Origin of the sequence: Exiguobacterium sp. BG5(2022), assembly GCF_031844365.1 — a bacterium.
Classification (GTDB): Bacteria; Bacillota; Bacilli; order Exiguobacteriales; family Exiguobacteriaceae; genus Exiguobacterium; species Exiguobacterium profundum.
This window is the reverse complement of sequence record NZ_JAUZVB010000001.1, coordinates 1,811,501-1,834,795: the sequence shown is the minus strand read 5'-3', so window position 1 is coordinate 1,834,795 and position 23,295 is coordinate 1,811,501. Positions and strand designations below refer to the sequence as shown.

Genomic DNA, 23,295 nt, shown 5'->3' with positions numbered 1-23,295 from the left:
CGTTCGTCACTTACTTCTTATCTGCGTGCATTACACCGGCTTGTCCGTAATGTGTCGCATCCATCTCTTCGATGAAGACGGTGATGTTTTCTTTTGGCGCATTCGTCGTTTCGGAGACGGCATCCGTCACTTTTTCAATCAACGCGCGTTTTTGTTCCACGGTACGGCCCGGGAGCATTTTTACAGTTACATAAGGCATGGTCATTCCTCCTTTGCTGAAGTCTCTTTCATTGTAGAGAATCCCCTTCCTCTAGAAAAGAAAATTCTCATCTACCTCGAAACATGAGCTCACTTTTACCGGATTTGGGGTAATAAACAAGACAGAGCGAATGTAGGAGGAATCGGGATGAAGTGGAAAGGAAGACAACAGAGCCGGAACGTCGAGGATCGACGTGGGCGTAGCATCGGAGGGAAAGGGATTGCCGGGGTCGGAGGCGGTCTTGGGTTGATACTCGTCATCGTCTTTACATTATTGAACGGGGGAAGCCCGACCGATCTCGTCAACAATATCGGACTCGGGGAACCTCAATCGGAGGGGACGTATACCGGAACGGCTCGTGAAGAGGAGATGGCAGATTTCGTAGCGGTTGTCTTAAAGGATACGGAAGAAGTGTGGACAGACATCTTCGCTGAAAATGGGATGACCTATGAAGAGCCGACGCTCGTCCTATTTTCCGGACAGGTTGAATCCGCTTGTGGTATTGCCGGCTCCGCTGTGGGTCCGTTCTATTGTCCCGGCGACCAAAAACTGTATATCGATTTGAGTTTTTATGATGAATTGAGTCAACGTTTCAATGCACCAGGGGATTTCGCGATGGCTTATGTTGTCGCCCATGAGGTCGGGCATCATGTCCAAACGCTTCTCGGGACGACAGAAGAAATCATGCCGCTTCGTAACGAGATGAGCGAGACCGAATTCAATCGCTATCTCGTACGCTTCGAGTTGCAGGCAGATTACTATGCGGGCGTATGGGCCCATCACGCGCAAGGGTTAGGGTATCTTGAAGCGGGAGACGTGGAAGAAGCGATGAATGCCGCGCATCAGATTGGCGATGACACGCTGCAGCGTCAGGCACGTGGATATGTGACACCAGACTCGTTCACGCATGGGACGTCGGAACAACGCATGCGGTGGTTCGAGAGAGGGTTTGAGAACGGATCGATTCAAGGTGGCGACACGTTCAATACGAACAACTTATAGATCGGGCGCCTGCTCGATCTTTTTAGGTGATTGGAATATGTGGAAGGAATCCGCTATCATAAAAGAACAACAGTTGCAGGAAGGGGATGACCAAATGGAATCCTTACTTACGAAAATTGATTTAGCGAAAGAGGATATGACAGCGGTCGAAAAGAAGATCGCCGACTATATTTTGTCCCATTCAACACTCATTCCAAACATGACGACAAAAGAGCTTGCGCAAAAGACGGATGTATCCGAGGCGAGTATCGTTCGCTTCGCTCGAGTCGTCGGAATTGATAGTTTTAAAGCGTTCAAGCTCGCGCTCGTGAAAGACTTGGCTGTCACGGAGACGACGCTGACGGACTTTAACGTCCTCCAGCAAAAAGACACGCCGTATGACTCGTTCCAAAAAGTCATCCATGTGAACAAGGCGGCAATCGAGGCGTGCGCCGAAGCGATGGATAAACGAGAACTTGAACATGCAGTGGACCTGTTCGCTCGCGCGAACCGCGTCATCTTTTACGGGGTCGGGGGGTCTTCGACTGCGGCAATCGATGCGCAATATAAGTTTACGAAGCTGGGATATGCGGCCACGACCTCTCCCGATTTTCATTATATGTTGTCGCTGATCCCGCATTTAGGAAAGTCTGATGTATTCGTCGCAATCAGCACGTCAGGACGAACGAAAGATGTGCTCGAGCTCGTCCGATTTGCGAAAAAGAAACGTGTTCCGGTCATCGCCATCACTAACCTCGACAAATCACCGCTTTACCGAGAAGCGGACGTTCGACTCTGTACACCGAACGTCGAGAGCGACTTCCGAATCGCGAGCATCGCCTCACGGATGACACAATTGACGATTGTCGATACGTTATATATGGGACTCCTCCACCGGAAGGGAGAAGGGTTGATTGATCGGTACGCAGAAGCCCGTGATGAGATGGTGAAACTACGCCGATGATTCAACCTTATACGGCTGAAGATCGTCAAGAATTGCAACGCTTTTTGATGGACCAGCGCACATTCGCAAGATTGAATGAACAGACAGTCGAGATGTTTCGTGACGAGAACGTGGCAGATTTTGAAGAAGAAGGTACCATTAGCCTGATTTTTCGTGAAGAAGAGCGAATCGTGGCAATCGCCGACCTCTTAAAAAAACATCCGATCGATGGCTCGCTTTGGCTTGGTTTGTTCGTTGTCGAAGAATCTCTCCATGGGACAGGTTTGGCGCAAACGTTGTATGAACAATTGGAAGACCAATATATGCGCCCGTATCAAATGGAGTTTCGGTTAGGCGTGCTTCCTCATAATGTTAGAGCTCGCCGATTTTGGGAGCGAAACGGATACGTGTATGAGAAGGATTCGATCACGAATAAAGGAACACGCGTGCACGTCTTGAAAAAACGACTCATTCGTTCAGAGTGAGTTTTTCTTTAAAGTTTATTTGAAATTAAATTTCATAAAAATTAAATTATAAATTGACTTTAAATTTCAATATAGTACGATGAAATCATAGAGAAGAAAGGATGGTGGCGATGCTAGATAAACTGGCTACAGAAAGACGGAATGAACGAACGATGCACCTGGACGAGATGTCGATTGAGGAACGATTGGCGATTATGAATGCAGAGGATCATAAAGTTCCTCAAGTGATTCAAGAGCAACTTCCGGTCATCACAAAAGTCGTGGAGCGAGTCATCGCATCCTTTCGTAAAGGCGGTCGCCTGATTTATATCGGTGCGGGCACGAGTGGACGTTTAGGGATTTTAGACGCAGCGGAGTGTGTGCCAACTTTTGGAGTATCACCCAATCAAGTCATCGGACTGATTGCCGGCGGCGAACGCGCGCTCATTCAAGCCGTTGAGGGAGCAGAAGACAGTAAGGAATTGGCGGTCACAGATTTGAAAGCGCTTCATTTGACGGCAGAGGATACGGTCGTTGGGATTGCAGCGAGCGGTCGAACGCCATATGTGGTCGGAGGTCTCGATTACGCACGAGAACTCGGTGCCACAACAGCTTCAATTTCATGTAATCGCGATGCGGTCATCAGTCGACATGCGGATTACCCGATTGAAGTGGAAACGGGACCGGAAGTACTGACCGGTTCAACGAGATTGAAGGCGGGAACAGCACAGAAACTTGTCCTCAACATGATTTCGACGACGTCGATGATTGGAGTAGGGAAAGTGTATCAAAACTTGATGGTTGATGTGCAACCGACGAATGAAAAGCTAGAAGTGCGTGCCAAGCGGATGATTGCAGAAGCGACAGGGGTCGACATGGAAATGGCCGCGCGTTATTTTGCTTCATCCAAGGGGCACGTCAAAACGGCGATTGTCATGATTTTAGCGGACGTCTCTTATGAGGAGGCTGTCAAACGATTAGAGCGCGCGAACGGATTCGTCCGCGAGGCGCTATAAGGGGGAAATCGAGATGAAGAAAGAAGAGGTTTTAGCACGGGATATCCTCGCACATGTCGGGGGGAAAGAGAACATCCGTCAACTCGCGCATTGTATGACACGTGTTCGACTGACGCTGAAAGATGGAACGAAGGCAGACATTGACGCATTGAAAAAGATTGACGGGGTCATGGGTGTCATCAATGATGAGACGCTGCAAATCGTCGTCGGCCCAGGTACTGTGAATCGGGTCGCGGATTATATGAGTCATGAGACAGGGCTCGCAATCGGGGAAGAGTCGGTTGATGCGAACCTGACGTTAGAGGAGCGTGCGGCAATCGAACGCAAGAAGGTGAAAGAAAAACAAAAGTCACCGTTCAAACGATTTCTTCGTCGCCTCGGGAATATCTTCATTCCGCTCATTCCGGGACTTGTCGCATCGGGGATCATTAACGGGGCAGCGAACTTTGCCGTCAACGCCGGCGTCGACCGGACGGAGACATGGATGCAGATTCTACTCGTGCTCGGTAGCACGGTCTTCGCGTACTTAGCCATCCTTGTCGGTTGGAACACGGCAAAAGAGTTTGGAGGAACGCCGGTACTCGGGGCGATTGCCGGGGGGATCCTGTTCAACCCGCTTCTCGCGGACATCGTCATTTATGGGGAGCCGCTCGTCGTCGGGCGTGGTGGATTATTCGGTGTTATTTTTGCCGGTTGGCTCATGACGTATATCGAGAAGCACATTCGTCGCTTCATGCCGGTATCCATTGATATTATTTTCACACCACTCTTTACAGTCTTGATCGTTGGATTTACTGCTTTATATGCAATAATGCCGGTCGCTGGCGTATTGTCAGACGGTATCATGCGAGGAATCAATGCGACGCTTGAATTCGGGGGACCTGTCGCAGGGGCACTCTTGGCCGGATTCTTCTTACCGCTTGTCATGGTCGGATTGCATCACGGTTTGACGCCAATCCATTTGGAACTGTTGAACACGGTCGGAACAACGGCCCTTCTCCCAATCTTGGCGATGGCCGGGGCGGGTCAAGTCGGTGCAGCGCTTGCGATCTTTGTGAAGACGCGCAACCCACGCCTTCGCAATATTATCAAAGGGGCCATTCCGGTAGGTTTCCTTGGAATCGGGGAACCGCTCCTGTATGGTGTCACGCTTCCGCTCGGACGGCCTTTCTTGACAGCGTGTCTCGGGGCCGCGGTCGGTGGTGCCTTCCAAGCGACAATGAAGACAGCGGCGCTCGGGGTTGGTGTTTCCGGTCTATCGCTCACACCATTGATTGATAATGGCATGTATTTGACGTACATTGCCGGACTATTGATTTCATATACGGCAGGCTTCCTGTTTACTTATTTCTTCGGTTTCAAAGAAGAGATGGCAGACGGGATTTAATAAAAAAAGATGGCTCCAGTCGAGTCATCTTTTTCTCTACTTTTGGAAAGGTGGATTCATATGAGAGGGATTTCAGTGTACTTAGGCGATGAACTGACACTTGATTCGATGGCTTGGATGGAACGCATGCGAGAGGCAGGGTTTACGAGCATCTTCACGTCGCTCCATATTCCTGAAGACGATCCGACAACTTATACGGAACGACTTCAGCAATTAGGTGCGTTGGCAAGTCGTCTAAAGATGGAACTCGTGGCGGATATCGCTCCATCGTCTCTACAGGCACTCGGTAAGACTTGGGATGATGCTCATGCGCTGTTGGAGTGGGGTGTCACCGGGTTACGTGTTGACTATGGTGTCACACCGAAACAAGTGGCGGATTTATCACGACATATGATGGTCGCCCTCAATGCGAGTACGCTCACGGAAGCAGAGCTTGAAGAGATGCTACGACAAGGGCTACGACGTGAGCATGTCGAAGCGTGGCATAACTTTTATCCCCGTCCGGAAACAGGACTCGAGCGTTCTTGGTTTGATGAAAGAAACGACTGGTTACATGCGCAAGGAATACGGGTACAAGCATTCATCCCTGGAGATGAACGGTTACGTGGCCCCCTTCATGAGACATTACCGACACTCGAGATGCACCGCCACCAATCTCCGTTTTCGTGTTATATCGATTTACAAGCGAGGGTCGATCGAATCTTGATTGGAGATCCGTGTATATCCAATCAGACGATGCGACAGTTTCGGGAGTACGACGATGGCGTCATCGTTCTTCGAGCGACCACACGAAATCATGATGATTCGGTTCCAACCAGTCACACGAATCGGATGGACCCAGGCCGGGACGTCATCCGTTCGGTCGAATCGAGAGCGTATGGACGACCTGGGGACCATTTGATTCAACCGCGAGATACAGAAGAACGAGTGCTCGGCAGTATCACGATCGACAATGAACGTTACGGTCGTTATGCAGGGGAACTGCAAATAACGAAGCGGGATTTGCCGGCAGATGAGCGCGTCAATGTCATCGGAAGGATCATTGAAGAAGATCGTTCATTAATCCAACAGATCGGTCCAGGGGGACGCTTTCAAATCGAGTGGGTGTGACTCAGGATTGCCACCATCCTATATCATTGTGTACAGTAGAGAGGGAGGGTGGAACATGAAAGACATTAATTTTAATATTATTTCAGACGATGCGACGGACGGACACGGTGGTTTTGGTGTCGGTTCGCTTAGTTTAAATAACATGTCTCCGGTCATCATCGATGTCGAAGAAGGCGTTGCAACAATCGATATGGGAGCGATGCACGCCAAGTCTGCCATCGAGAAACGGATTAAGTTTTTGACGGACCCGGAAGCGGTACCGAACGGGAAACCGTATTGGATCGTGTGGGTGACGGTCGGTCGAAAACCGGAAGGCTTTTATTATGGCGGTGTCGCGGCATGTGACATGTTAGTTGACGTGGAAGCGAGACGGGGTTATAAATTATTACCGTATCACGTTAATCAAATGGATAAATCGTTAAAGGGTCGGATTTTAATCGACATGATGGACGCTCCGTCCCGCGACGTTTTAGCGAACTTCTTACAAGAACATCGCCCTGAGATTTGGGCAAACTCGACTGAACTTCATGCAGAGCTCGAGCGTGTAGACGCTGAGTAAAAAGATTGGACGAATTTTCGTCTCCAATCTTTTTTGTTTCAAGTTTTTGGGAATTTCAAGAGAATTTGTAACTGAAGAGATATTCAGTTGTAATTGTATGAAAATTCAGTATTATGATATACTGACTACATTGTGAAAAAAAGAAAGGGTGATACGATGAGCGAAACGAAAAAAATCTTAATCGGTCTCGCGCTAGGTGTTGTTGTTGGTCTCGGATTGGCGGGCTTGCCGGATAATGTTTATGAGATTGTGAATCCGTATATTTTATCTCCGGTCGGAACGATCTTTTTGAATTTAATTAAAATGTTAGTCGTACCGATTGTCTTCTTCTCAATTATTTTAGGCGTCATGGGTCTCGGGGACCCGAAAGAACTAGGTCGAGTCGGGTCGAAGTCGATTCTATTCTTCTTAGCGACGACAGCGCTCGCGATCATGTTAGCGATGGGTGTTGCATCCGTCTTACAGCCAGGGGAGCGTGGGGACTTCCAAACGACAGGTCTTGAATTTGAATCAACAGCGACCGAGGAATCGTCTAATATCGTACAGACATTCGTCAATATGATTCCAACGAATCCGATTACGGCGCTCGCTGAAGGAAACATGCTTCAAATCATCGTCTTTGCTGCATTGATTGGGTTTGCGCTGATTGCCCTCGGGGACAAGGCGAAAACGTGGCGTCAATTCGTCAAACAAGGCGATCGCATTATGATGTACTTGATTCATCTTGTGATGAAGCTCGCTCCATACGGCGCATTCGCATTGATTGCTTCTGCAATCGGAGGCATCGGTCTCGACGCGGTTGTCGCAATGGCGTGGTATATGATTGCCGTCGTCTTGACGCTATTCTTACATGCAACGATTGTCTACGGGGCAGCGGTTTACTTCATCGGGAAGATGAGCCCAGTCTTCTTCTTCAAGAACTTCTATGAGGCGATGACGTTCGCGTTCTCGACTTCTTCGTCAAATGCGACGCTTCCAGTATCGATGGAAGTCGCACAGAAAAAACTCGGTGTGCCGCGTTCGATTTCGTCGTTCGTACAGCCACTTGGGGCAACGGTCAACATGGACGGAACAGCGATCATGCAAGGGGTTGCGACGATTTTCATCGCGCAAGTGTTCGCTTCTGATTTAACAATGACTCAGTTGTTGACGGTCGTCATCACAGCGGTCCTCGCTTCGATCGGGACAGCGGGTGTACCGGGAGTCGGACTTGTCATGCTTGCGCTCGTCCTTCAGTCAGTCAACTTACCGGTAGAGGGAATCGCTCTCATTATCGGAGTAGACCGTATTCTTGATATGCTTCGCACATCAGTCAACATCACGGGGGATGCGGCATGTGCGGTTGTCGTTTCGAAATTGGAAGAAAAACATTTACCACCAGTCGACGAAGACTCGTGGGATGAAGCCGGTGCAACCTCTTCATCATCGCTATGATATAGTAAAGGATCATGACGACATGTCATGGTCCTTATTTTGTGAATAGAAAGAGTGATTGTTATGGAATGGGAACTGCTCCCGCTCCCTTTATTTTTGATGATCAGTATTTTACTGAATAGTGTGATTGCGGTCGCCGGTGTCCTCCCTAGTGCTTTTTTGACAGCCATCAATGTGAGTGTCCTCGGTCTCGTGCCGGGCATCCTCGTATCGATTGTCGGGGAGGCAGTTGGCGCCGTCGTGAGTTTCATCCTTTATCGGAAAGCCCTACACCGTTATGTTTCCCCGAATGGTAGCCGATTTCAACGGCTTCGGGAGTCCGAAGGAGCCGAGGCTTGGTTTCTCGTCCTCGGGATGCGTCTTATGCCATTCGTTCCTTCTGGTCTCGTCACGTTATCGGCGGCGTTCAGTCGCATGACGCTCGCCTCGTTCGCAGTAGCAAGTACGATTGGAAAGATTCCTGCCTTGATTATGGAAGGACTGGCGGTGACGGCAGCGATGCAGTTAACGATTGGATGGCAATTGTTTTTAGTTGGTGTCGTCGCCATGACGTATCTTGTTTGGCGAATGCGTCAAAGGAGTGGCGAGAAAATGTGACAAAACGCTTCGACGAAACGTTTGCCGGTCGTCTTTTTCCGCAACATGGTCCAATCGATTAAAATGGATTCTTCAAAGTCCTTCAGGAATGCCTCGTGCAGTTCTTGAATGGATGTAGTATCGAATTGGGCAATCATCATCTCGTGGTTTAGAAACATACTACGAAAATCGAAGTTGGCTGACCCGACGAGGGCAACTTTGCCATCAATCAGTAGTGTTTTCGCATGGATAAAATGGCGATTGTATTTATAAATTTTGATATTGCGCTTCAACAATTGTTCAAAATAATACTCGGTCGCATGGAAGCTAAACCATTCGTCTCCTTTGCCCGGTACAACGATTCGGACATCGATGCCACTACGACCTGCGACTTCAAGAATGGCCAATAGTTCAGGTGGGGGGACAAGGTATGGGGTGGTGAGCCAAATCGATTCTTTGGCATCCATCAACAGACGCATGAGTCCATCGCGAATCGTGACGTCTTTACCAGGCGATGTGACGAGTAGTTGTGTCGCACCGTTTTGCCCTTTCGGTTCATTCACAAAGTACTGAGAGAGGTGCTCTTCATCTGCGAACAAATCCCATGTTTCATCACTCGTCCCTTGTCCTGCGTATAGCCAGTTCTCGACAAAGAGCTGTTGCAATTCTCGGACGAGCGGACCTTCAAGACGGAGATGGGTGTCACGCCAAAAACCGAGTTTATCATTCTTCCCAAGATATTCATCCCCGACATTCAACCCGCCTGTTAGCGCGATTCGCCCATCCACGACAATCAGTTTTTGATGGTTGCGGAAGTTGGCGTTAAACACCAGGTACGGATGCAAAACGGGATCGAACGCCTGAACGTGGACACGGGACTCCCGTAACGGTTGGATAAACTCTTCCCCGATTTCTTGGCTACCGAGTCCGTCATACAGAAAGCGGACAATGACATTTTCATTCGATTTTTGAATGAGGGCGTCTCTAACTTTTAACGAAATGTCATCCGTCCGAAAGAGGTAGTATTGGATGTGGATATGATCGGTTGCACTGTTGATGGCGTCTAATAATGCATCAAATTTCTGTTCACCGTTGACGAGCAGTTTAGTCGAAGTATGACCATCGGCACCGGATGCGCCTAATTTTTCGAGTGTCCGTGTCAACGGGTAAGACGACACAATATCAGGTGAAGTTTCAATTTTCTCGCTTTCGATTGCTTGCCGTAGCATCCGGATCTCTGATGACGTTCGTTTGAAGCGTCGATGACGGCGTGGCGTACGGCCAAACATGACCCATGCCAAGACACCGATGAATGGAATGAAGAAGACGGTCAGTAACCAGGCGAGCTTCCCTTGAGGTTGTACTTGGTCAAATAGAATTTGCCATCCGACGACGAGCGGTGCGATGATGGCGATTCCAATTAATATAGGAATAAGGACGTCGAGCCAGAACAAGAGACCGATAAGCAAGATAACACTGATCACCATGATGATCAGTTGAATTACGCGACGTTTCAAAGGAAACACCACCTTTCTATATTTCGATGAACGATGAAAACGAGGGGGAATTCCCCCTCGTTTTTTAGTACACGCTGTTCAAAACAGCATTGATTTCATCCGCATAGCGAACGAAGAAGTACACATTCACTGCGAGAGAGAACAAGACGAGGAAGAGACCAAACTGTGCTTTGACCCGATTCCGATTCCAATAGTAGAAGACGGACAAGAGCACTGCCAGTCCTACGAATAGAGCGATGACTTCAACGATTCCCCAGACGATATCCTTGGACAAAAACATGTCGACGATTGTCATGACGACATAAATGAAGACGACAATCCCCATAATCACGACTAAAATAGCTAAAATGATGCTAATCCAATCCGAACTAACTGCGTCAATTAGGTTTTCAATGGCCATTTCATATTCGCTCACAACCGTTCCTCCTTTCGAGAGAGTGCATAACTATTCATCTCTTACCCTTTTTTCAATATCTAAAATCAAGCTTTCGCTGGTGAATGGATGAACGATGGAAGTGGAATTTTTGAAACGATTGCAACGACTGCAAATACATAGAGCCAACTATTCGGAGGGAAAAAGAGAACGAGTAGTACGATAATAGCCAGCGGTTGTCGCATCGCCGTCGCCAGTAAGGCGCTCGTTGTCAAGACGACGGAAAATGTCATATCGATGTCAAACAGTAAACTGAAGAAGTAACCGAGCGTGAATGAAGAAAAAAGAAGAGGATAGATGTGCCCACCACGCCAACCAGTCGCTAAACAGAATGCGGTAAAAAGCAGTTTCAGTACACTAAATAAGAGAAGGGTATAGAGAGGAATCAGTCGCCACTCGTCGATATACTCAAGAATAGTTTCTTCTCCGGAGAAGAGGAGGTCCGGATAAAGAAGAGCCATGATCCCGATTCCGACTCCACCGAGCGTTGTAAGCAATAAGATTGGTATGTTTGAAAAAAGTCGCATCAATGCATGTTCACTCACCAAATAAAGCCAGCCGAGAACCATGCCGCCAAGAACAATCAATAACATCGTCCAATCGATCTGGACACTTTCAATCGCAGGGAACTTAATGATGAACGGGGGACGCTCATCCAATTGGTTCAATAAATAAAACGTCCCAATCCCGGCGAGTGTCGCCAGAAGGTTTAGCATCGGTTGTTTCTTCTGCTCGTTCTCCTCAGCCGCAATCGCACCAAATAGTGGCGCGTTGAAGACAATCCCGAGCACGACGGCATGACCGACTTCTTGTAATTCACCTAACTCTTGACGAACATAGCGGATTCGCTCGGAGAACCATGTCGTGAGTCCGCCGACGATGCCGACGAGCGCGGCCTCAGGACCGAGGCTTGCACCTCCGATGAGAACGAGGAGGGCGGTCAACGTTGTGAATCCAATCAAGCGATAGTCGATACGACCGGTATCTTTTCGTTCTTCCATCACTTCTGGCATGAGACGAGGCATTTGCCCATACCGACGTTGCAACAGACCGATGCTTACACCAGCGATGACCGGTACGAGAAACAGATAAAACGGAATATCAAATTGCTCAGGTACCGTATGCCATACAACGTGAATCCCTTTATAAACGACGGACAAGAAAAGCCAACTTACTAAACCGATGATGATTCCTAGTACGATTGCATAGCCACTGACAATCCATGATTTCATCTACATATCCACCTCTTTCGCTCCCGTCAACCTTCTATAATATGCTATCTCCTGAACATCTCTGAACGAAACCTAAAAGTAGATGAAACAATAAGGAAGTGATCATAAGGGACCGGTAAATGAAAAAACACAGGATGACGACGAAGTCGATTCCTGTGCTTTTGAAAGTGATGACTTATGCGATTTCAATCTTGTATTGATTGGCAGGGGCCGGTTTTCCGAAGAAATATCCTTGCGCTAAATCGAATCCGAGCTCACGACAGACATCTGCCTCTTCCATACGTTCTATTCCTTCAGCAAGAAGGGTGATGCCCATCGAATGGGTTAACGCACGCACTTGTTTGAGGAAAGCGCGTTTTTCAGCGTCTTCATCACAAAACGAGATATAGGAACGGTCAATTTTGACATAGTCCGGTTCGAGCCGCTTCAACATATCGATTGTCGAGAAGCCTGCCCCGACATCGTCTAATGCTACTTTCATCCCTCGCTTTTTATATGTCGAAAACACGTGTTGGAGATGATCCACGTCATGTACCTTCTCCGTCTCCACGACTTCAAAGATAAAGCGGTCCGGGCTGAGGTCATATCGGTCAATGATGTCAAACGTGTGCTGGAGACAATAGTCCGGGTTATAAATGGTCGAAGGTAAGAAGTTGATGAACGTCTTTTGCTGAGGAGCAACGGCTTCAAACGTTGCTTTGATTGCTTCCGCGCGGGCACGTTGATCGAGTTTCGAATGGAGACCGAAACGGTTTGCCGTCCGGAATAGGTCACCAGGTGAAATGTTGGCGCTACTGCGGAGGAGCGCTTCATATCCGAACGTTTCCGTTGAATCGAGGAAGATGATCGGTTGGAGGTGACTCTCGAACGTGCCGTGCTGAATCTGTTCAATGATGTGCCGATGCGCAAGCTGATCTTTTAGTGCTTCGACCTCGAGCGGAGGCGTCTGACTTTTCGAGTTATAATCGACACAGTAAACCGTTCCTTCCGCATGCAGAAGGAGCGTATCGAGTTCTTCAAACGTTTTGTAAGAGTATTCCTTGAATTTCGTGACGAGTGTTCCTTGAGCAATCAAAGGAATGGTTGTGTTACAAGAAGCACAGGGTGACCACATACTATTCCACCTTTCGATTCAGAATTGGTTCAATCAGTATATCGGCAACGTCTCACAAAAAACTCACATTCAAGACCGATTCCGCAAAAAAATCGTGCAAAATGGGTACAGGTTTTGTATACTTCCTATCGTATGATTAAGAAGCGCCTCAAAACGCCACTCGCATACGAACAACTTTTTGAACAGAAAGGGGTTCTATCGATGGACCAAAAATTAAAGTTATGGTTTACGGAGCACCAAACAGAAGATTACGGGATTACGTTCCGTGTAAACCACGTTTATGAGAGCGAACAAACGGAGTTTCAACGACTAGAGATGGTCGAAACGGACGAGTTCGGAACGATGTTGTTACTTGACGGGATGGTCATGACGACGGATAAGGACGAATTCGTCTATCACGAGATGGTCGCACACGTCCCACTCTTTACACACCCGAATCCGAAGCATGTGCTCGTAGTCGGTGGGGGAGATGGCGGTGTCATCCGTGAAATTATGAAACACCCATCAGTAGAAAAAGCAGTTCTCGTGGATATCGACGGGAAAGTCATTGAATATTCGAAGAAATACTTACCAAATATTGCGGGTGAGCTCGATAACCCGCGTGTTGAAGTCATCGTCGGTGACGGATTCATGCATATCGCGAAGTCAGAAAACGAGTACGACGTCATCATGGTCGACTCGACTGAACCGGTCGGACCAGCAGCCAACCTCTTCACAAAAGGTTTCTATGCAGGGATTTCAAAAGCGCTCAAAGAGGATGGCATCTTTGTGGCTCAAACTGATAACCCATGGTTCACACCAGAACTCATCCAAACGGTTCAACGTGACGTGAAGGAAATCTTCCCAATCACGAAGTTGTACACAGCAAACGTACCAACGTACCCGAGTGGCATGTGGACGTTCACGATCGGTTCGAAGAAATACGACCCGGAACAAGTATCAGCTGAGCGGTTCCATGACATCGAAACGAAGTACTATACGCCGAAGCTTCACAATGCAGCGTTCGTTCTTCCGAAATTCGTGGAGGACTTAACAAAATGATTAAGCGTTTCGATGAAGCCTACTCAGGTAAAGTGTTTATCGCCAGCCTCCCAGAGGTGACAGAGGCGAAGACGGTTCTTTACGGGATGCCGATGGACTGGACAGTCAGCTTCCGTCCAGGCTCGCGTTTCGGTCCGAACCGGATTCGTGAAGTATCGATTGGACTCGAGGAATATAGCCCGTATTTAGACGGTGACTTGGCTGATGCCGCGGTGTACGATGCAGGAGATATCCCGCTTCCATTCGGGAACGCACCGAAGTCGCTCGATATGATCGAGGCGTTCGTCAAAGATGTCGTCAAAGCAGGCAAGTTCCCACTCGGCATGGGCGGTGAGCACCTTGTCACATGGCCGATCATCAAAGCGATGCACGACGTTTACGGCAACGACTTTGTCATCCTCCACTTGGATGCGCATACGGACCTTCGAGATGAGTATGAAGGCGAGCCGCTCTCACACTCGACTCCGCTCAAAAAAGCGGCAAACTTGATTGGACCATCGAACTGCTATTCGTTCGGAATCCGTTCAGGGATGAAAGAAGAGTTTGAGTGGGCTCGTGAAGTCGGCTACAACATGCATCAATTTGAAGTGATCGAACCACTCAAACGCGTCTTACCGACACTCGCTGGTAAAAAAGTATATGTCACGATCGACATCGACGTCCTCGACCCGTCAGCGGCACCAGGGACAGGGACGCAAGAAATCGGTGGCATCTCAACGAAAGAATTGCTCGAAGCGGTACATGCCATTGCAAACGCAGACCTCGACATCATCGGTGCAGACCTTGTCGAAGTGTCACCGGCATACGATCAGTCAGATATGACTGCCATCGCAGCAGCTAAGATTCTTCGTGAGATGATGATTGGATTCGTGAAGTAAATGCGGAAAAAGGGTCAGCTGGAAATGGAACTGAGCGCTCGGATTACCCAATGGGAGAAAGAATATTTGGGTCGCGGGTCATTGACGTGTAAGGCAGACCTGCTTCGAGATCTCGCCATCGTCACACTCCAAGGCGTGTTGACGCCGGCCGAGTATGATTTGGCTACCAAGTCTTCAGGTCGCGAGCAATTGAAGAAATATCGCAACAATCTCGTCGAATCAGGGCGGAGTCAACTCGAAACGATTGTCGGACAAGTACTCGGTCGTTCGATTGTCTCGCTCCATACGGACATCAGTACGAAAACAGGGGAGCGTCTCATCGTGTTTCGTCTAGATGCCCCTTGGGATCAAACCGATTGACAATGAAACGCCACCTTCTTAAAATGAAAGGCAGAGACGTATAGAGAATCGACTGGACGAGTCAAGATGAAGCGTGCTTTCGAAATCTTGTTACGGAGCTACTGACCAATTCAATAAACCGACAGTTGTCGGCCTGACGGAGCGATTATTCGAGCCGTCGGCATACAGCGCACGCCTTCTTTAGGTGTGCGCTTTTTTGTCGCCAAGGAGGAAGATGTATGGAATTGTTTTTATTTTTATTGACGAGCGCCCCGGTACTACTGTTTGTGACGGGCGTTATCGCCGCAGTCGGAAAATCAAACTTAAAGATCCCGGATTCATTGAGTACGACGCTCAATATTTACTTACTGCTTGCTATCGGACTGAAGGGAGGTATGGGACTCGCCTCGGTATCTTTTGAAGACATCGCATTACCGCTGACCGTGACGCTGTTGATTGGGATTTTGCTACCGCTTCTCGCATTCTATGTCGGAGGAATGTTCAAATTCTCATTCCCTGAGCGAATTGCCATGGCTGCGACGTTCGGCTCGGTGTCACTCGTCACCTATGTAGCAGCATCGACACAGCTCGAGCGTCTCGGGATTGCGTACGAGCCGTTCATGACAACACTAGTCGTCGTCCTTGAAATTCCCGGCCTGATTGTGGCGTTACTGCTGTATAATCAGACACACGTGATGGGAATCACGGCTACGTCAGGGAAGGCGAACTCTCTATCGGTGTTGCGGGAGAGTTTGTTCTCGAAAAGTATCCTCTTGATGTTTGCAGGTCTGATTGTTGGACTGGTGACACCAGACGCCACACCGCTCAAACCATTTTTCGTCGACTTGTTCCCGGGCGTTTTACTCTTATTCTTACTAGGTCTAGGAATGAAAGTCGGACAGCAGTTGAAAACGGTCCCGTCATATGGACTAAAATTTATGATGATGGGGATGGTGTTTCCGTTAGTCGGAGCACTTGTCGGCTTTATTGCAGCGGGGATTGCCAATTTATCTGACGGCGGAACGATCCTCTTGATGACACTCGCAGCGAGTGGGTCGTATATCGCCGCTCCCGCCATGTTACAAGCCTCGGTCCCAGAAGCGAAACCATCATTTTATTTGACCCTTTCGCTAGCTGTCACGTTCCCGTTCAACCTGTTAGTTGGAATCCCGCTATACATTGCGATCGTCACATGAAAAAAGCGTCGACTCGAAAAGAGTCGGCGCTTTTTGTATGAGTTCATCTGTATGGATTACTGTTTTACTTTTTGTTCCTCCATACATTTTAAAGCAGCCGTCCAGCTTCCGAATAAGGCATTGATTGTCGATGTACTTGGAACATTTCGACCTTCGGCCCATTTCCGGTAGTGGAGGATACTAAAATGTGGTAGCTCTGTTTTGGCTAACTGCAAGGCATCAATGACATCTTCCTCATCCCATTTACGTTTCGGAGGAGCGATATCCAAGACAAATAGCGCATAGCTCCATGATCCGTATTTGCGAGCGATTGTCGCTACCGTCGGATAGCCTTTTTCCTGTGCCCAAACGGCGTAATGTTGGGACGTGAGACGCTCTAACTTTTCGGAGGCTTCAATCAAGGCTTGAATGATCCGTTCTTCATTGTTCCGTACCGTTGTCGTTTGAAGCTTGGCTTCACGTAACGCATTCGACCACGAACCGAACCGGCTGCTGATCAGCGTCAAAGAAGGGGCTTGCGAGATTTTTGCCCAGGCACGATACGTTTGGCTCGTGAAGAGTTCAAGTTCTTCTGAGGCCTCAATCAGTGCGGTCAAAATATCTTCATCTGAATAATAACGATACAACATCTTAATCTCCGCCGCTTGAACGGCTTCCCGCCAAGAACCAAATTTGTAAATCACGGTCGATAGGGAGGGGACGTCTTTGTTTCGGGCCCATAGTGTGTACTGTTTTGTGTCAAATTCTTCAAGTTCATTCGCTGCTTGTCTTAGGCATGAGAGGATCTGTTGCTCTGTCCATCGTTTCATCGTGATGTCTCTCCTTTTCAGAAGCAAGTCGTGGCTTCAAAGGTCATGGTGTGGTTAAACAATGGTGGTCCTGAAGGAAAGCTAGAATATGTGTCCGGTGACGAGATATGAAAAGGGAGGAACCTGAATCGATTGACTACTTTGGGAGAATGCGACATTCGCAAAATCTCAAAGTGAAAATAATCCAAATGTCCTACCTTCTACTTCCCATAATACCCATATAAATTAAAAATATTCACAAAAGAAAGTAAAAACTCATTACACATTTGTTAAACCGTTTCATGACGAAATGTCATTCGTATCAAAAAGCTATTCTTTTCTTTTGGATTGTGAATCTTGAACGGGTACTTATCTAGCATCAACTCGAAGCTGATTGGGATGGAAGGTGGTGAAAGGATGAGTACTCCAACTGTTCGGTCTCCCATTGATCGAAAAAATGCGCTCTTGATGTTACTCGATATCACGATTGCAGGGCTCGCGATTTTCGTGACGTTTGACCTATTCTTTGCAAATGATCCGACGGTAACATCTGACCCGCTAGATTTGATCACGATCCTCGGATTGAAGACGCTCGTTCTTCTCATTTTAGGATGGGTGACTCGGGTATACCGAATCGACTGGCGATACGGATCGATGCGTGAATTGCAATTACTGGCGATTGTGTTGGTCATGAGTGACACGTTCGTCTTATTCGCATCATACGTATTATTGGATGGCTTTTCCTATCAAGCAATTTTTATTCAAAGCTTACTCGCATTTAACGGAATGTTATTTATCCGACTCGTCGCTAGGACACGATCGTTTTTCCGATTTCACGCACCGGTGTCGAATGGAAAAGCTACCTTGGTTATCGGTGGTGGGGAATCGGGTCAAAAAATCATTAAAGAACTGAAAGAGCATCGAACGAATGTGCTGCATGTGGTCGGGGTGTTGGATGATAATCCATTGCTTCACCGTCTCTACATTCACGGGACACCGGTCATCGGTTCAATCGATTTATTAGAACGCAAAATTGAAGAGCTGAATATCGAAGTGGTTGTGTTGGCCATTCCTTCTCTTCCTTACGGAGATCGGGTCCAACTTTTGAAACGAATTGAGAAGACAGGCGTCGAATCCCATGCACTGCCAATGCTTGCGGAACTCGCATCCGGAAAAGTCTCATTAAATGAGATTCGAGAAGTGGCCATCGAAGATTTGCTCGGCCGTGAACCGGTTCAGCTCGATGTTTCGGAGATTTCTCAAACGTTGAGTGGATTAACCATTTTCATCTCCGGTGCAGGAGGCTCGATTGGTTCAGAGCTTTGCCGTCAATTGATGAAATTCAATCCTGGCAAACTCATCCTGTTTGGACATGGCGAGAATAGCATATATGCAATCGATCGCGAACTCCGCTTACTCGGGTCTGATACAGAGATTTGTCCCGTCATCGGTGACGTCCAAGACCGGGCGCGGGTGATGGAAGTGTTTGATCAGTATCGACCGGACGTTGTCTATCATGCGGCAGCTCACAAGCACGTTCCGCTCATGGAAGACAATCCGAGAGAGGCAGTGAAAAACAATATTTACGGAACGAAGAATATGGTCGAAGCCGCCGATTTCTTTGAAGTGAAGCGGTTCGTCATGATCTCTACGGATAAGGCGGTCAATCCGACGAACGTGATGGGTGCCACGAAACGAGTAGCAGAAATGATTGTCCAACAGCAGGCTCGCCACAGCAAAACGACATTCTCGGTCGTTCGTTTCGGCAACGTCTTAGGAAGTCGTGGCTCCGTCGTTCCGCTCTTTAAAGAACAAATTCAACGGGGCGGACCCATTACGGTGACGCATCCAGAGATGACCCGATACTTTATGACCATCCCGGAAGCGAGTCGCCTCGTCATTCAAGCAAGCGTGCGCGCAAATGGGGGCGAAGTGTTCGTACTAGATATGGGGAATCCCGTCAAAATTGTGGACTTGGCGAAACGGATGATTACACTGAGCGGTTTCACCCTCGAACAAATCCCGATTCATTTCAGTGGCATTCGTCCTGGTGAGAAGCTGTTCGAAGAACTGCTCGCAACGAGCGAACATACGAATCAAGTATATGAAAAGATTTTCGTCGGTTGTACAAGACCCTTTAAATCGGTTGATCCGATTTTGAAAACGATTGAATATCTACTCGATCAATCGAATGGACTCACTTCTTTCTTGTTGTTTGTCGCAAACAACGAACTGCCAGAAGAAGTGATGGAAAGTATTTTTGCGCCACAAATCGAACCGGTACGCATGCGAGTCAACGAGTCAACGCAAAGGAGGAAGTCGTTATGAAAAAAACAGTTCTCGTGACCGGAGTGGCCGGGTTCATTGGTTTTCATCTAGCTCGACGGTTGCTAAAAGAAGGACATCATGTCATCGGGATCGATGTGGTCAATGATTATTACGATCCGAGATTAAAAGAATCAAGACTTCATGTGTTGACGCATCCTCGTTTCAAACTCTATCGTGATGCCCTCGAAAATAAGATGGCAATCACGCGTGTCTTCGAAAAAAACCAACCCCAAGTCGTGGTCAATTTGGCGGCTCAGGCCGGTGTGCGCTACAGTCTAGAAAATCCAGATGCTTATATTCAATCCAATATCGTTGGTTTCTTGAACATCTTGGAGGCTTGTCGCTTCTATCCAGTAGAGCAATTGATTTATGCCTCATCTAGCTCGGTTTACGGATCAAATCAGGCGATGCCATTTTCCGAACAACACCCGGTCGATCATCCGCTATCCTTGTATGCGGCTTCGAAGAAGGCGAATGAGTTGATGGCTCATACGTACAGCCATTTGTTCGGTCTAAAAACGACGGGGTTGCGATTCTTTAGCGTCTATGGGCCATGGGGGCGTCCCGATATGGCACTTTACAAATTTACGGAGGCGATTTTAAAAGGCGAACCAATCGATGTATACAACTATGGTGAGATGGAACGAGATTTCACATACATCGACGACATCATCGAGTCGATTGTCCGACTTATGGATATCGCACCGTTGGCAGATGAGGAGTTTGACTATGAACATCCTCTACCTGACCGGAGTGACGTTCCGTTTCGTGTCTATAACATTGGAAATCAGCAACCGGTATCCTTGATGGACTTTATTCGGACGATCGAAGAGCGAGTCGGGAAAAAGGCCATCCTCCGCTTGTTACCAGTTCAGGCGGGAGATGTACCCGCGAGTTTTGCCGATTCCTCCTCTTTGTATGAATCGATTGACTTTCAACCACAGACGTCGATTCGCGATGGCGTAAACGCGTTTATCGACTGGTACATCGCCTATCATCAAGTGTTGAAGGAGGGCATCGAGTAATGGGGATTTTACAGGATCGGATTTATGCACACTCACCGATTCGCCTCCAAAATTGGCTGGTTTCCTTATATGGAATCAAGTTATATCGGGAGCGATACGGTCAGTATTATGAGCAGGAATTGGAGCGACTGAGACGTGCTCCAAATGAAGCGTCACCTGATGCAAAACTCAATCATTTGAATCAATTCCTACAGTTTTGTAATCAACACAACGTGTACTATCAGCGACTCTTCAAAAAACACGGGGTTACCTTACCCTTAAAGAGCTTAGAAGACTTTAAGCGGATTCCCCCTTTGGAGAAAGAGACGCTTCGAACGGATGAGACCATCTTTTCTAACCTTCATGCCCCGATCATCGGCATGACGGGCGGGACGACGGGTAAATCGATTCAGGTTCGTTTCACCGAATACGATTATCAAATGCGAATGGCGCATCTCGATTTTTTTAAAGAACAACATGGTTTTCGCCGTGGGATGAAGCGAGCTAGTTTTACAGGACGGATGATTTGTCCAGGTAATCAAAAGAATGCGGTGTATTGGCGGTATAATGCCCCGATGAAGCAAATGCTCTACTCGGTCGTGCATTCGAATCCGACGACGATTCCACACTACATCGATTCGTTGAACGAATTTCAACCGGCCGCACTCGACGGTTCACCTTCCGATATGATTGAAATCGCAAAATATTTGAAAACCCATCAAAAGACATTATCGTTCCGACCGGTGGCTTTATTTCCGACCTCGGAGACGCTCACACCATCCGGACGCTTGTTGTTAGAAGAGATGTTCCAAGCGCCGGTTTACGATCAATATGCTTCTTCGGAAGGGGCTCCTATCGTTACGGAGTGTGAGTGCGGGAAGATGCACTTACGCCCTGAGATGGGAATCATCGAGACGGATGCATTTGGAGAGGCGCTCGTCACCAGTTTCACGACGCACGGAACACCGCTGATTCGCTACCGCATTGGCGATCGGATGACCCTCAGTGAAGCGATGTGTCCATGTGGTCGACAGGACACCATTATCGAGTCAATCGATGGTCGTCAAATGAACTATGTTGAGACGCCGGAAGGCTATAAGGTGTTTGAAGGAGATTTGACCGCAGCGGTCGGCGTACTACCGAACTCTATTATTCAAATTCAAGTGTTGCAACACAAAATAGACGAAATTGAGATGCTGTACGTGAAGGATGAAGCACGATTTGAGCCTGAACATGAAATCGCGCTCCAAAAAGAAGTCGAGCGTCTGTTTACTTCACGAATGAGAGTTCTTTTACGAGATGTGAAAAGCATCAAGAAAGAAAAGAACGGAAAAGTCCGAGTCGTGAAACGACTCTACACTTAGCGAGAGGAGACTACACCATGGCAGGGTTTGCGCTTCGTGATTTATACATGAAATCACCGATTCGATTACAACAATGGATGACGACATTGTATGGAATGAAACTATGGCAAGAACGGTATGGACGCACATATGAGCGTGAGTTAGTCGTTTTAGCCAATCGTCCCAAAGATGGGGCAGTCGTTGCAGCCGATCAATTGAAGCGACTCAATGCGTTTCTCGAATTTTGTGCGACGCACAATGCATATTATCAAAAACTGTTTGAAGAAAACGAGATTGTTCTTCCCCTTCAATCGATGGAAGAGTTGAAGCGCATCCCGATCCTCGAAAAAGAAACAGTTAGGAAAAATCCGGACATCCATTCTAACATCAAAACAGATATTCTTGGTCGAACCGGTGGAACGACAGGGACGTCCTTGCAAGTCCATTTCACGAAAGAAGACTATCAAAGACGTATGGCCCACGTTGACTTTTTCAAAGCGCAACACGGGTTTATCAGAGGAATGAAACGAGCGAGTTTCACAGGACGGAAAATTTGTAATCCGGATCAAGAAAAACCTGTATTTTGGCGCTACAATCGACCGCTCAATCAAATGCTGTTCTCACTCTACCATGTCAACCCACAGACCATCCCTCATTACATCGACGCATTAAATCGATTCAAGCCAATTGTATTAGACAGTGCACCATCTGCCATGATTGAAATCGCAAAATACATCAAAGAGAATCAGATCCCACTTGAATTTCAATTACTGGCTATTTTTCCGACAGCCGAAACGATTACGCCTCAAGGAAGAGCCATCTTAGAAGAGGCGTTTAATGCCCCGGTCTTTGATCAGTACGCATCTTCTGAGGGGGCACCGATTTTAACGGAATGTACCCATGGGAATATGCATCTCCACCACGAAACAGGCGTGATCGAGTCGTATGGGGATCACGAAGAAATTTTAGTGACGAGTTTTACGACCCATGGGACACCGCTCGTTCGTTACCGGATTGGCGATCGGATGAAAATTGGAGAAGGGACATGTGCTTGTGGACAGGGAGGAACGTTCGTCACTTCCATTGAGGGACGCGAAAGCAATTATGTACTCACGCCGAACAAACAAAAAATCTATGAAGGGGATTTGACGACCGTTGTCCGAGTATTACCCAACTCGGTTATCCAAACGCAGTATCGGCAACATGATTTGTATCATATCGAACTAAAATACGTCCCGGATCTGGAACGCTTCAAGCCAGAACATGAAGAGATTATGAGGAGCGAGTTGGAACTACTGTTCGGTAAAGAGGTCATGATTACGTTGACCCCCGTGCAATCAATTCCTCGGGGACCGAATGGAAAAGTCATTGTGATTGATAAAACCGCATAATTCCGAATCTCAGGAGGCAGAT

The 23,295-nt window shown here is 47.8% G+C and carries 23 protein-coding genes; 17 read left to right on the top strand and 6 right to left on the bottom strand.

Translation table 11 applies throughout. The annotated features are described in order from the left end of the window. Positions 1-10: 10 nt before the first annotated feature. Positions 11-199 (bottom strand): 2-hydroxymuconate tautomerase, encoded by a 189-nt coding sequence (locus tag Q9R25_RS09350; protein ID WP_012727443.1) that lies wholly within the window; start codon positions 197-199, stop codon positions 11-13. 147 nt (positions 200-346) lie between these two features. On the opposite strand from Q9R25_RS09350, the gene ypfJ reads away from it, so the two are divergent. From ypfJ to Q9R25_RS09305, 9 genes are all read left to right on the top strand, one after another. Next, a complete protein-coding gene (gene ypfJ, locus Q9R25_RS09345) occupies positions 347-1,201 on the top strand; it encodes a KPN_02809 family neutral zinc metallopeptidase (protein WP_031422139.1) in 855 nt (284 codons plus the stop codon). 94 nt (positions 1,202-1,295) lie between these two features. After that, positions 1,296-2,144 (top strand): MurR/RpiR family transcriptional regulator, encoded by an 849-nt coding sequence (locus tag Q9R25_RS09340; RefSeq protein WP_031422140.1) that lies wholly within the window; start codon positions 1,296-1,298, stop codon positions 2,142-2,144. Then, complete coding sequence (locus Q9R25_RS09335; protein ID WP_214690415.1) at positions 2,141-2,608, top strand: GNAT family N-acetyltransferase; 468 nt, start codon at positions 2,141-2,143, stop codon at positions 2,606-2,608. Before Q9R25_RS09340 ends, Q9R25_RS09335 begins: the two co-directional genes overlap by 4 nt. Before the next feature lie 101 nt (positions 2,609-2,709). Continuing rightward, positions 2,710-3,603, top strand: coding sequence for an N-acetylmuramic acid 6-phosphate etherase (gene murQ / locus Q9R25_RS09330; RefSeq protein ID WP_035387829.1), 894 nt, complete (start codon positions 2,710-2,712; stop codon positions 3,601-3,603). Positions 3,604-3,616: 13 nt separating this feature from the next. Then, complete coding sequence (locus tag Q9R25_RS09325) at positions 3,617-4,990, top strand: PTS transporter subunit EIIC (protein WP_031422144.1); 1,374 nt, start codon at positions 3,617-3,619, stop codon at positions 4,988-4,990. Positions 4,991-5,050: 60 nt separating this feature from the next. Further along, positions 5,051-6,100: a DUF871 domain-containing protein gene (locus Q9R25_RS09320; protein WP_214690416.1), complete on the top strand. Its 1,050-nt coding sequence runs from the start codon at positions 5,051-5,053 to the stop codon at positions 6,098-6,100. A gap of 55 nt (positions 6,101-6,155) precedes the next feature. Continuing rightward, positions 6,156-6,659: a YwhD family protein gene (locus Q9R25_RS09315; RefSeq protein WP_031422148.1), complete on the top strand. Its 504-nt coding sequence runs from the start codon at positions 6,156-6,158 to the stop codon at positions 6,657-6,659. A 156-nt stretch (positions 6,660-6,815) separates the two neighbouring features. After that, on the top strand, positions 6,816-8,093 hold the full coding sequence (locus Q9R25_RS09310; RefSeq protein WP_074035617.1) for a dicarboxylate/amino acid:cation symporter: 1,278 nt from the start codon (positions 6,816-6,818) through the stop codon (positions 8,091-8,093). A 63-nt stretch (positions 8,094-8,156) separates the two neighbouring features. After that, positions 8,157-8,690, top strand: a complete 534-nt coding sequence (locus Q9R25_RS09305; RefSeq protein WP_074035619.1) for a TVP38/TMEM64 family protein — start codon at positions 8,157-8,159, stop codon at positions 8,688-8,690. Here the strand turns inward: Q9R25_RS09305 and cls are convergent. The 4 genes from cls to Q9R25_RS09285 form a co-directional block, all read right to left on the bottom strand. Beyond that, the gene (cls, locus tag Q9R25_RS09300) at positions 8,666-10,195 is read right to left on the bottom strand and encodes a cardiolipin synthase (protein WP_260563897.1); all 1,530 of its coding nucleotides are present in this window, start codon (positions 10,193-10,195) and stop codon (positions 8,666-8,668) included. The two genes, Q9R25_RS09305 and cls, sit on opposite strands and share 25 nt — an antisense overlap. Positions 10,196-10,250: 55 nt before the next feature. Beyond that, positions 10,251-10,601 (bottom strand): hypothetical protein, encoded by a 351-nt coding sequence (locus Q9R25_RS09295; RefSeq protein ID WP_074035622.1) that lies wholly within the window; start codon positions 10,599-10,601, stop codon positions 10,251-10,253. Positions 10,602-10,666: 65 nt separating this feature from the next. Further along, complete coding sequence (locus tag Q9R25_RS09290; protein ID WP_214690418.1) at positions 10,667-11,851, bottom strand: chloride channel protein; 1,185 nt, start codon at positions 11,849-11,851, stop codon at positions 10,667-10,669. A 175-nt stretch (positions 11,852-12,026) separates the two neighbouring features. Then, entirely contained in the window at positions 12,027-12,965 is a 939-nt protein-coding gene (locus Q9R25_RS09285; protein WP_214690419.1) for an EAL domain-containing protein, read from the bottom strand. Between the two features lie 201 nt (positions 12,966-13,166). On the opposite strand from Q9R25_RS09285, the gene speE reads away from it, so the two are divergent. The 4 genes from speE to Q9R25_RS09265 all read left to right on the top strand — a co-directional run bounded on the left by speE (position 13,167) and on the right by Q9R25_RS09265 (position 16,419). After that, positions 13,167-14,006 carry a polyamine aminopropyltransferase gene (gene speE / locus Q9R25_RS09280; RefSeq protein WP_012727429.1) on the top strand — a complete coding sequence of 280 codons (840 nt, stop codon included), beginning with the start codon at positions 13,167-13,169 and terminating at the stop codon, positions 14,004-14,006. Then, a complete protein-coding gene (speB, locus tag Q9R25_RS09275; protein WP_012727428.1) occupies positions 14,003-14,884 on the top strand; it encodes an agmatinase in 882 nt (293 codons plus the stop codon). Before speE ends, speB begins: the two co-directional genes overlap by 4 nt. Beyond that, a complete protein-coding gene (locus tag Q9R25_RS09270) occupies positions 14,885-15,244 on the top strand; it encodes a Na-translocating system protein MpsC family protein (protein WP_031422162.1) in 360 nt (119 codons plus the stop codon). Positions 15,245-15,462: 218 nt separating this feature from the next. Continuing rightward, positions 15,463-16,419: a sodium-dependent bicarbonate transport family permease gene (locus tag Q9R25_RS09265; protein ID WP_159563011.1), complete on the top strand. Its 957-nt coding sequence runs from the start codon at positions 15,463-15,465 to the stop codon at positions 16,417-16,419. A 56-nt stretch (positions 16,420-16,475) separates the two neighbouring features. Here Q9R25_RS09265 and Q9R25_RS09260 read toward each other — a convergent pair whose 3' ends face one another. Next, on the bottom strand, positions 16,476-17,228 hold the full coding sequence (locus Q9R25_RS09260) for a homing endonuclease associated repeat-containing protein (protein WP_012727425.1): 753 nt from the start codon (positions 17,226-17,228) through the stop codon (positions 16,476-16,478). Positions 17,229-17,624: 396 nt separating this feature from the next. Between Q9R25_RS09260 and Q9R25_RS09255 the strand changes: the two genes are divergently transcribed. The 4 genes from Q9R25_RS09255 to Q9R25_RS09240 are packed head-to-tail and all read left to right on the top strand — an operon-like array spanning position 17,625 to position 23,273. Continuing rightward, entirely contained in the window at positions 17,625-19,535 is a 1,911-nt protein-coding gene (locus Q9R25_RS09255; RefSeq protein WP_311283073.1) for a polysaccharide biosynthesis protein, read from the top strand. After that, positions 19,532-20,560, top strand: coding sequence for an NAD-dependent epimerase (locus Q9R25_RS09250; RefSeq protein WP_311283072.1), 1,029 nt, complete (start codon positions 19,532-19,534; stop codon positions 20,558-20,560). The genes Q9R25_RS09255 and Q9R25_RS09250 overlap by 4 nt, the downstream gene beginning before the upstream one ends. After that, positions 20,560-21,903, top strand: a complete 1,344-nt coding sequence (locus Q9R25_RS09245; protein WP_311283071.1) for a phenylacetate--CoA ligase family protein — start codon at positions 20,560-20,562, stop codon at positions 21,901-21,903. The genes Q9R25_RS09250 and Q9R25_RS09245 overlap by 1 nt, the downstream gene beginning before the upstream one ends. A 17-nt stretch (positions 21,904-21,920) precedes the next feature. Beyond that, a complete protein-coding gene (locus Q9R25_RS09240; RefSeq protein WP_311283070.1) occupies positions 21,921-23,273 on the top strand; it encodes a phenylacetate--CoA ligase family protein in 1,353 nt (450 codons plus the stop codon). Positions 23,274-23,295: the final 22 nt, after the last annotated feature.

What these genes read in the sequence shown, in the direction of transcription:
- Q9R25_RS09260 (WP_012727425.1), bottom strand. Translation starts at nt 17,228, where the DNA reads ATGAAACGATGGACAGAGCAACAGATCCTCTCATGCCTAAGACAAGCA.
- Q9R25_RS09315 (WP_031422148.1), top strand. Translation starts at nt 6,156, where the DNA reads ATGAAAGACATTAATTTTAATATTATTTCAGACGATGCGACGGACGGA.
- Q9R25_RS09250 (WP_311283072.1), top strand. Translation starts at nt 19,532, where the DNA reads ATGAAAAAAACAGTTCTCGTGACCGGAGTGGCCGGGTTCATTGGTTTT.
- murQ (WP_035387829.1), top strand. Translation starts at nt 2,710, where the DNA reads ATGGTGGCGATGCTAGATAAACTGGCTACAGAAAGACGGAATGAACGA.
- Q9R25_RS09335 (WP_214690415.1), top strand. Translation starts at nt 2,141, where the DNA reads ATGATTCAACCTTATACGGCTGAAGATCGTCAAGAATTGCAACGCTTT.
- Q9R25_RS09290 (WP_214690418.1), bottom strand. Translation starts at nt 11,851, where the DNA reads ATGAAATCATGGATTGTCAGTGGCTATGCAATCGTACTAGGAATCATC.
- Q9R25_RS09265 (WP_159563011.1), top strand. Translation starts at nt 15,463, where the DNA reads ATGGAATTGTTTTTATTTTTATTGACGAGCGCCCCGGTACTACTGTTT.
- Q9R25_RS09320 (WP_214690416.1), top strand. Translation starts at nt 5,051, where the DNA reads ATGAGAGGGATTTCAGTGTACTTAGGCGATGAACTGACACTTGATTCG.
- Q9R25_RS09240 (WP_311283070.1), top strand. Translation starts at nt 21,921, where the DNA reads ATGGCAGGGTTTGCGCTTCGTGATTTATACATGAAATCACCGATTCGA.
- Q9R25_RS09285 (WP_214690419.1), bottom strand. Translation starts at nt 12,965, where the DNA reads ATGTGGTCACCCTGTGCTTCTTGTAACACAACCATTCCTTTGATTGCT.
- Q9R25_RS09255 (WP_311283073.1), top strand. Translation starts at nt 17,625, where the DNA reads ATGAGTACTCCAACTGTTCGGTCTCCCATTGATCGAAAAAATGCGCTC.
- Q9R25_RS09310 (WP_074035617.1), top strand. Translation starts at nt 6,816, where the DNA reads ATGAGCGAAACGAAAAAAATCTTAATCGGTCTCGCGCTAGGTGTTGTT.
- Q9R25_RS09340 (WP_031422140.1), top strand. Translation starts at nt 1,296, where the DNA reads ATGGAATCCTTACTTACGAAAATTGATTTAGCGAAAGAGGATATGACA.
- Q9R25_RS09270 (WP_031422162.1), top strand. Translation starts at nt 14,885, where the DNA reads ATGCGGAAAAAGGGTCAGCTGGAAATGGAACTGAGCGCTCGGATTACC.
- Q9R25_RS09350 (WP_012727443.1), bottom strand. Translation starts at nt 199, where the DNA reads ATGCCTTATGTAACTGTAAAAATGCTCCCGGGCCGTACCGTGGAACAA.
- speE (WP_012727429.1), top strand. Translation starts at nt 13,167, where the DNA reads ATGGACCAAAAATTAAAGTTATGGTTTACGGAGCACCAAACAGAAGAT.
- Q9R25_RS09305 (WP_074035619.1), top strand. Translation starts at nt 8,157, where the DNA reads ATGGAATGGGAACTGCTCCCGCTCCCTTTATTTTTGATGATCAGTATT.
- Q9R25_RS09245 (WP_311283071.1), top strand. Translation starts at nt 20,560, where the DNA reads ATGGGGATTTTACAGGATCGGATTTATGCACACTCACCGATTCGCCTC.
- ypfJ (WP_031422139.1), top strand. Translation starts at nt 347, where the DNA reads ATGAAGTGGAAAGGAAGACAACAGAGCCGGAACGTCGAGGATCGACGT.
- Q9R25_RS09325 (WP_031422144.1), top strand. Translation starts at nt 3,617, where the DNA reads ATGAAGAAAGAAGAGGTTTTAGCACGGGATATCCTCGCACATGTCGGG.
- speB (WP_012727428.1), top strand. Translation starts at nt 14,003, where the DNA reads ATGATTAAGCGTTTCGATGAAGCCTACTCAGGTAAAGTGTTTATCGCC.